This is a genomic window from Actinacidiphila oryziradicis (assembly GCF_005047355.1).
GTDB classification, from domain to species: Bacteria; Actinomycetota; Actinomycetes; order Streptomycetales; family Streptomycetaceae; genus Actinacidiphila; species Actinacidiphila oryziradicis.
The window spans coordinates 1-7,946 of record NZ_SUMC01000195.1 but is presented as its reverse complement, the minus strand read 5'-3'; the positions used below and the strand labels follow the sequence as shown (position 1 = coordinate 7,946).

Genomic DNA, 7,946 nt, shown 5'->3' with positions numbered 1-7,946 from the left:
CGCCCAGGATCGGTCCCATGCCGGGCGTGGACTCGATGTTCCCGGCGCGTTCGTCGGTGCGGAGGGTCTCGCGGATCTCCCGCCCCAAATCCGCTGCTCAGACGTGCTCACCCGTCACTGCGAGCGGGAGCCTCTTTTCGAGCCATCAACGGCAGACCCGCCATCAGCCGCCCCCGGTCCTCCTGGACCGCCGACATTCTCAAGGAATCCGCCATGCCTGCAATTCGCTCGCTCAGGCAGGTGATCACCCCGAAGCGGCTCTCCCGCCGGATGCGGGACGAGGCACGGCCGTTCGAGCCGGCGCTCCTCACCCCGCTGTTGGTGATCGTGCTGACCACCATGGCGGCCCTCCTCACCCCCCACCTGCAGTTCTACCGGTTGCTCGGGGCGGCGCCGGCACTGGCCGCCGCGATGTTCTCCGTGGCCGGCACACTGGGCATCGGACTGCTGGCCATGGCGACCGGCTTCGCCCTCTCCGTTGTCGACCACGGACTGGGCCAGACCCCGGGCAATTTCACCCTGCTGGCGGTCGGGGGCACCACCCTGGCCGCCGCCTACGCCAGCCGGGTCCGGCAGAACCGGGAGCACACCCTCGCCGAGGTCCGCTCCGTGGCGGAGACCACGCAACGGGTGCTGCTGCGCCCGGTCCCGCACCACCTCGGGCAGGTCGACGTCGAGGTGCTCTACCAGGCCGCCGCCGCGCACGCCCGCATCGGCGGCGACTTCTACGAGGCGCGGCAGACCCCGCACGGGGTCCGGCTGATCATCGGTGACGTCCGCGGCAACGGACTTCCGGCCGTCGAGGCCGCCTCGGTGCTGCTCAGCTTCTTCCGGGTGCACGTGCGGGACGCCCCCGATCTGCCCAACCTGGCAGGCCGGTTGGAGGCCGGCATGATCGACTACTGCGAGGACGCCCCCGGCGATGACGCGCTGGAGCGCTTCGTCACCATTCTGCTCGTCGAGATCCCCGCCGAGGAACCCATCGCACGCCTGCTCAACTGCGGCCACCCGCCGCCGCTCCTCCTGCACGACGGCGAGGTGCACGAGGTGGAACCCAGCGCGCCGTCACCGCCCATCAACATGACCGGCCTGCTCGGCGACCACTACCAGGTCGACGCCATCCCCTTCACCACCGGCGACCGCCTGCTGCTCTACACCGACGGCGTCAGCGAGACCCGCGACCACACCGGGACCTTCTACCCCCTCACCCACCGCGTCCGCCGATGGACCTCGGCCCCGCCCCGCCAACTCCTCGACCACCTCCACCAGGACCTGCTCGCCTACGTCACGGGCACCCGCGACGACGACCTCGCAGCCCTGGTCGCCCACCGCGTCGCACCGGAGGACCGCGAGCCGCGAACGCAGCTCGGTCGCGGTGTCCGCATACAGCGCATCAACCATCAGTCCGCCCGGTCGGGGGGCCGCGCGGCCGGATCCCTGCTCACGGAGGCGGGGGCGGAGGAGCTTCTCGGCGCGGCTCGCGGGGTCGGCGCAGGGGCCACATACGTCCAGCCCGCTATGGGCGCCCGCCTGGATGTCGCCGACCACGGCACTGCGGGTGCCGAATCTGCCGACGGGAGCGACACGATCCCAGCCGTCCGCAACACCCCTCCCAGGAGGGATGGCCGCGATGAACAGCCCTGAGGGCATGGTGCCCGCCGCGGTGCAGAGGCCCATGGGGACGGCCGGCGCGGCGATCGCGTTGCTCGACGCGGAGGGTGCGGTGGCCGGATGGACGCAGGCCGCCCAGCGGCTGGTCGGCTACGCGGCCGCGGAGGTGGTGGGCCGACCGGCCGCGGTCATACTGCCCTCCGCCAAAGACCGGGCGAAGGCATACGCCTTCGCGCGGCGGTGCCGTGTCAGCGGTGGCTGGTCCGGTGTCGCGGCGGTCCGCCACCGCGACGGCCGCAGGCTCGATGTCAGCCTGCGGGTCTCCCCGTTGTCCGGGCCGGACGGGAGGACGCAATGGCTGGTCTCGGCGACCGGCATGGCCGCGGTCACCTCGTGGGCGGTAAACGGATCGGGGCTGGAGTCGCTGCTCACTCGCGCACCGATCGGGATCATTGTCCGCGACCTGGAGCTGCGCTGCATTTGGGTGAACGAGACCCTGGAGTTCCAGGACGGCATCCCCCGCGAACAGCGGCTGGGGCGCCGACTGACGGAGACACTGCCCGGCGCCGAGGCCGAAGCGGCCGAGGGGGTGATGCGGCGAGTGCTGAACAGCGGCACCCCGGTGGTCGACCACGACTTCCGGGCATGGCTGCCGTTGGACCGACGCCGGGAACGCGCGTTCTCGGCTTCCTTCTTCCGCCTCGAGGACGCGGACGGCCACGTGCTGGGCATGTGCGGCATGTGGGTGGACGTCACTGGCAGAGAGCGGGCGCGTGAGCGCCTGGCGATCCTCAGCGAGGCCAGTGCGCGTATCGGCAGCAGCCTGGACGTCATGCGGACCGGGCAGGAGTTGGCCGACCTCGCGGTGCCCCTCCTCGCGGACTTGGTCACCGTCGACCTGGCGGAGGCGGTCCCGCTCGGCGAGGAGCCCCTGGCCCGGCTGGGGCGGATGGGCAAGCACATCCCCGCCTTCCGCCGCGCGGGCCTGGCCTCGATCCACCAGGAGGCCCCGGAGTCCCTGTGGGCACAGGGGGAGGCGGTCTTCGTCCCACGCACCTCGCCCTACACCCGCGTCCTGTCCTCGGGGAAGTCCCACCTGGAACCGGTCCTGGACACCTCCCCCGGCACGTGGCTCGACCAGGACCCGGCACGGGCGCAGAAGATCCACGAGTACGGGATGCACTCCATGATGGTCGTGCCGATCCATGCGCGGGGGGCGGTGCTGGGCGTGGCGGTCTTTGTCCGTACGGAGGATCCGGTGCCGTTCGAGCAGGACGATCTGCTCCTGGCCGAGGAACTCGTCACCCGGGCAGCGCTGTGCTTGGACAACGCCCGCCGGTACACCCGCGAGCGCGCCGCGGCTCTCGCCCTCCAGTGCAACCTGCTCCCACACCATCTGACCGGCGGATCCGCGGTCGAGGTGGCCTCGCGCTACCTGCCGGCCGACAGCCACTACGGCGCCGGGGGTGACTGGTTCGATGTGATCCCGCTGTCCGGGGCCCGGGTGGCCCTGGTCATCGGCGACGTGGTCGGGCACGGCATCAACGCCGCGGCCACCATGGGCAGGCTCCGCACCGCCGTACACACCCTGGCCGACATGGACCTGCCCCCCGACGAACTCCTGGCCCACCTCGACGACCTGGCCATCCGCCTCATCGAGGAGGACGCCGACGCGAAGGACAAGGAGGGCATCGCCGCAGCGGTCCTGGGTGCCACCTGCCTGTACGCCGTCTACGACCCGGTCACCCGGCGGTGCACGATGGCCCGGGCCGGCCACCCGCCGCCCGCGATCGTCGACCCGCACGGCCAGGTCACCTTCCCCGACCTCCCCGCCGGAACCCCCCTCGGCCTCGGCATGGTCCCCTTCGAGTCCGTCGAGGTGGAACTACCCGAGGCAAGCCTGCTCGCCCTCTACACCGACGGCCTGGTCGAGACCCGCGACCAGGACATCGACGCCGGTATGCACCGCCTGGCCACGGTCCTGGCGCAACCCGGCCTCCCGCTGGAAGACCTGTGCTCGGCTGTCGTCGACACGCTGCCGTCCCCCGCATCATGCGACGATGTCACCCTGCTCCTGGCCCGCACCCGCACCCTCGGCCCGGAGCAGGTGGTGTCCTGGGAGCTGCCCAGCGACCCGGCCGTCGTCAGCAGCGCCCGGTCCCTGGCCGTCCGCCAACTGATCACGTGGGGACTGCAGGACCTGGCGGCGACCACCGAACTGATCGTCAGCGAACTCGTCACCAACGCCATCCGCCACGCCACCGGCCCGATCCGCCTGCGCCTGATCCGCCACCAGCTCCTGACCTGCGAAGTCTCCGACACCAGCGACAGCCTCCCGCGCGTGCGCCACGCCCGGATCACCGACGAGCGCGGCCGCGGCCTCTTCCTCGTCGCCCAGATGTCCCACCGACGCGGCGCCCGCTACACAACAGGCGGCAAAATCGTGTGGGCCGAACAGGAACTGACACCCGTGGTGCCGGGCGGTGACGACCCCGTTGGCCTGAGGAACAAACTCGATCGAACAACCAGCCGCATCGAACGGAGTTCACCATGAACGACCTGTTGACCGAGGCAGTGCGGGCCCACGGCGGGCTCGACCGCTGGCGAGAGCTGATCACCGTCCGGGCCACCATTGTCAGCCGCGGCGACCTCTTCACTATCAAGGGCATGCCCCAGGATCCCGCGCCGCGCGAGATGACGGTGTCCCTGCACGAGGAGTACGCCTCGCTCCAGCCCTTCGGCGCGCCCGACCAGAGGACAAGCTTCACGCCCGACCATGTCGCCATCGAGAAGCTCGACGGGCGGGTCGTGTCAGAGCGCCACGACCCGCGAACGTCATTCGACGGCCACGAGCTGGCCACCGCCTGGGATCCCCTGGACCGCGCCTACTTCAACGGCTATGCACTCTGGACCTACCTCACGACACCGTTCTTCCTCACCCTGCCCGGGTTCGCTGTCCAGGAGATCGAGCCGTGGCAGGAGGGCGACGAGAAGTGGCGCGGGCTACGGGCCACCTTCCCACCCGAGATCGCCAGCCACAGCACGGTGCAGGACTTCTACTTCGGGCACGATCACCTGCTGCGGCGGCACGACTACCACGTGGACGTGGCGGGCGGCTTCGCGGCGGCCCAGTACGTGTACGACACCGTGGATGTGGACGGCATCCGGCTCCCAACTAAGCGGCGGGCCTACCGGCGCGACACCGAACACCGGGCGATCCGGGAACAGCTGATGGTGTCCATCGACATCAGCGACGTCCGCTACAGCACGATGTAGTGTCCCGCGCCGGGCAAGGGCGGCGCCCAGGCCGACGCCAGTCGCTCCCGAGGCCGGGGTGCCGCTGCTGTTCATCGAGGTCGACAACTGCCACATGGATCCGCAGCTGATCGCCGCCAAGTTCGACACGTACATGCGGTTTTTCCGGCGGAAGGTGAAGGACACCGACGGCCGGGAGCAGGCCATGTGGCGCACCCGCTGGCCCTTCCTCGAGGACCTGTACGGCGCGGTAGTGCTCTCGGTGGACGAGAAAAATGAAACCAAAGCGTCGACGGGTCGAGCGGACTTCAGCGAAGATGGCCGTCCCGGGGAAACCCGCCGACGCCTTGATGACAACAGAAACTCGATTTACCCGAATCAACCCGGGCAATCCGGCGGGCTATCCCCCAGCGCAGCGCTGGTAACGTACGTCAACGCTGCGAGCCTCCGCCTGCTCGTGAACCTGTCAATGCGGGAGGCGGGCTCTGGGAAACTCCGGTCGGCAGGACCACCGGATGGGGCGAAGATTCCGGCGGCGCGGGTAGATCACTCGCGGCATTTTCCGCCTTCTCCTTCGCGAGTTCTATGCGGTATCCGAGGATCACGGTGGTGATCAGCGAAACGGAGATCAGGCCCTCGGCGATGAAGAACGCTTGCCGGGGCCGGTGGGACCGGGGTGTTTGGCCCGGTCGAGGTCAGCCCGCAGTTGGGCCTCGACCTGGTCGTTCCAGGGGATGGCGATGCGGCCGCTGGGAGTACGATGCGCGGGCAGGCGTCCGACACGCACCTGGTAGCGCACGGCCGCGTCGAGGACCCCGAGGCGGGCGGCTGCTTCCGGGATGCTGATCTCGTCGGCGCGGGTCGGGGTGGGTGATCCAGTCCCGGCAGTCGCGCTCGACCAGATAGACCGACAGGCTTCCAGCGGTAACAAGGGCGATGACCACGGCGACGACAACGGATTTCACCGACCCCGGAATCCCCTCGCGATGGGGCTGGAGCCGCCCGGTGCGCGGATCCTTGCGGTGCGCGGGACCGACCAGTCGGGGACCGCGGACCCGCAACTGGTCGCGTCCGGCATCCGGGCGGCCGTCGACGCGGGTGCGAAGGTGATCGACGTCTCACTCGCGCTGCAGGCCAACACGGCGCGGCTCACGTCCTCGGTCGATTACGGGGCAGGAGTTACCCCACTATATCTGCCACATATCACGGTGGTCTCGAGTGCGAATGAATTTGAAGTCCGGCATGCTCCGCCTACCGCCGGGGATTGGACGTCCGCTATCTTGCGTGATCTCCGGCCACGAAGGACCCGTGTCCGACGCAGTCCTGGCCGGCGGAGCCGAGAGCCGTGACCCGGCCGGAGAGAGCGGGCGCGGTCACCGAGACGCCGGTGTCAAGCAGCTGGCGGATGCCGAGGCGGAGCTGGCCCGCGTCGCCGCGGCGGAGCAGGTCGTTGCGCAACTGCTCGCCGAGGACGCAGCAGCCGGAGAGGCGGCCAGGGACGATGATTCGGCCACGGCCACGGTCGTGGAGCCGGGGCGGGTGGTGCCGTACCGCAAGGATGCGGCCGGACCGCGAGATCTGTCGGCCGAGTACCAGCGAGTGCTGCAGGAGGTGGCTGCGGCGGGTGGCCCGGTGCGGTGCAAGCAGATGTGCGAACGCCTCGGCATCGGGACCGAGCCGCGCAAGGTGGAGGCGATGCGCGCGCGGATGAAACGCCTGGCCGACCGGGGCTGGCTGCGCGAGGGGGCGCCGGGACTGTTCACGATGCCGGGCTGATCCCGCCTCAGCACTGTGGGTGCCGACACGGCCGGATCCGGCCGTAACAGCGTGGCCCCCGGCGGGTGTTGGCGTTGTGTGACGAACAACAACAGCCCGACCGAGGGCGCACCCACACTGATTTACCGCGTCAAACTCCCCCTGTCCAGCAGCGTGGTGACACATGTCGCGGGCCTGATCCGGGCGCGGCGCAAGGCGATCGACTCGCGTTGGCGCAAGCTGAACCCGGGACGGCAGGCCCTGCTGGTCCTCGCCTTCCTGCGCCATGACCAGCGCCTTTCCGATCTGGCCGGCGGCAACGACATCTCCGCCGCCACCCTGCGGCGCTGGGTGATCGAGGTGATCGACCTGCTCGCGGCCCAGGCCCCGCGGCTGGACCGCGCCCTGAAGAAGATCGCGAAGGCCGGCGGTGCGATCGTGCTGCTGGACGGCACCCTGGTCCGCACCCGCAGACGCACCGGGGACCAGGACCGGCCCAACTACTCGGGCAAACACAAAGCTCACGGCCTGCTCTTCCTCGCGCTGACCGACGAGAGGGGCAACCTGGTGTGGATCTCGGCGGCCGCCCCGGGGCGCTCGAGTGAGATCACCACCGCCCGCCGCAACAAGATCACCGCCCAGTTGCGCAAGGCCGGCCTGGGCGCGATCGCCGACCTCGGCTTCGTCGGCCTGGACGACGACCTCGACGACCCGGTGATCATCACTGGGCGCAAGGCTGCGCGCGGCAAGCCGCTGACCGCCGCCCAGAAAGAGGCGAACCGGCTGGTCAGCCGCGAACGCGCCGCCAACGAACACGGCTTCGCCGACCTCAAGGCATGGCGTGTACTGACCAAGGTCCGCATGAGCGCGGCATACGCAACCACACTGCTGCGGGCCCTGCTGGTGCTGACCCAACCAAGCCCGACGATCATGCCGCACTGCCAGCACGAGTACACCCAACACCAGCCCCCCGACCAGCAACTTCAGGATGAAACGAGCTCAGTTGGCCGAAAGCCTGGAACGGATGAAGACCATGGCCACGCAGGTGGATCGACCGGTGACACTCGGACCACTCGAGATCACCGTCCTCCCCGGAGGGCGCCTCACCCGAGACTGGGCGGAGCAGTTCGTTGAGCTTGGCGTCGATCGGATCGTGTTCTGGCCTTGGGCCGCCAAGGAGAGCATCGAGCGGGTCCTCCGGGAGTGTAAAACTAACGGCGGATCTGCCGATCAAGGAAGAGACGCCAAGTGACTGTGCAGAGTGTGGAGTTGAAGTCAATCGAGGCCGCTGGTCCGGCGGTGTCCGGAGGGGTGCCGGATGACCA

7 protein-coding genes are annotated in these 7,946 nt (G+C 69.7%); 6 read left to right on the top strand and 1 reads right to left on the bottom strand.

Annotated elements, in window-relative coordinates:
- Nucleotides 1-213 precede the first annotated feature (213 nt).
- Genes FCI23_RS52785 through FCI23_RS52770 form a run of 4 tightly spaced genes read left to right on the top strand, consistent with a single transcriptional unit; the run spans nucleotide 214 to nucleotide 5,479 of the window.
- Nucleotides 214-1,644, top strand: coding sequence for a PP2C family protein-serine/threonine phosphatase (locus tag FCI23_RS52785; protein ID WP_246144888.1), 1,431 nt, complete (start codon nucleotides 214-216; stop codon nucleotides 1,642-1,644).
- Nucleotides 1,631-4,165 carry a SpoIIE family protein phosphatase gene (locus FCI23_RS52780; RefSeq protein ID WP_246144887.1) on the top strand — a complete coding sequence of 845 codons (2,535 nt, stop codon included), beginning with the start codon at nucleotides 1,631-1,633 and terminating at the stop codon, nucleotides 4,163-4,165. The genes FCI23_RS52785 and FCI23_RS52780 overlap by 14 nt, the downstream gene beginning before the upstream one ends.
- On the top strand, nucleotides 4,162-4,887 hold the full coding sequence (locus FCI23_RS52775) for a hypothetical protein (RefSeq protein ID WP_136731127.1): 726 nt from the start codon (nucleotides 4,162-4,164) through the stop codon (nucleotides 4,885-4,887). The genes FCI23_RS52780 and FCI23_RS52775 overlap by 4 nt, the downstream gene beginning before the upstream one ends.
- A 58-nt stretch (nucleotides 4,888-4,945) precedes the next feature.
- Complete coding sequence (locus tag FCI23_RS52770; protein WP_136731124.1) at nucleotides 4,946-5,479, top strand: hypothetical protein; 534 nt, start codon at nucleotides 4,946-4,948, stop codon at nucleotides 5,477-5,479.
- 15 nt (nucleotides 5,480-5,494) lie between these two features.
- On the opposite strand, the gene FCI23_RS52765 is transcribed toward FCI23_RS52770, so the two are convergent.
- Nucleotides 5,495-5,797: a MerR family transcriptional regulator gene (locus FCI23_RS52765; protein ID WP_136731121.1), complete on the bottom strand. Its 303-nt coding sequence runs from the start codon at nucleotides 5,795-5,797 to the stop codon at nucleotides 5,495-5,497.
- A 377-nt stretch (nucleotides 5,798-6,174) separates the two neighbouring features.
- Between FCI23_RS52765 and FCI23_RS57835 the strand changes: the two genes are divergently transcribed.
- Nucleotides 6,175-6,642, top strand: a complete 468-nt coding sequence (locus tag FCI23_RS57835) for a hypothetical protein (RefSeq protein WP_169317432.1) — start codon at nucleotides 6,175-6,177, stop codon at nucleotides 6,640-6,642.
- A 78-nt stretch (nucleotides 6,643-6,720) separates the two neighbouring features.
- The gene (locus tag FCI23_RS52750) at nucleotides 6,721-7,755 is read left to right on the top strand and encodes a transposase family protein (protein WP_246144886.1); all 1,035 of its coding nucleotides are present in this window, start codon (nucleotides 6,721-6,723) and stop codon (nucleotides 7,753-7,755) included.
- Nucleotides 7,756-7,946 lie beyond the last annotated feature (191 nt).

Bases quoted from the DNA above. Each gene is read 5' to 3' on its own strand.
- FCI23_RS52785 (WP_246144888.1), top strand. From the start codon at position 214: ATGCCTGCAATTCGCTCGCTCAGGCAGGTGATCACCCCGAAGCGGCTC.
- FCI23_RS52780 (WP_246144887.1), top strand. From the start codon at position 1,631: ATGAACAGCCCTGAGGGCATGGTGCCCGCCGCGGTGCAGAGGCCCATG.
- FCI23_RS52775 (WP_136731127.1), top strand. From the start codon at position 4,162: ATGAACGACCTGTTGACCGAGGCAGTGCGGGCCCACGGCGGGCTCGAC.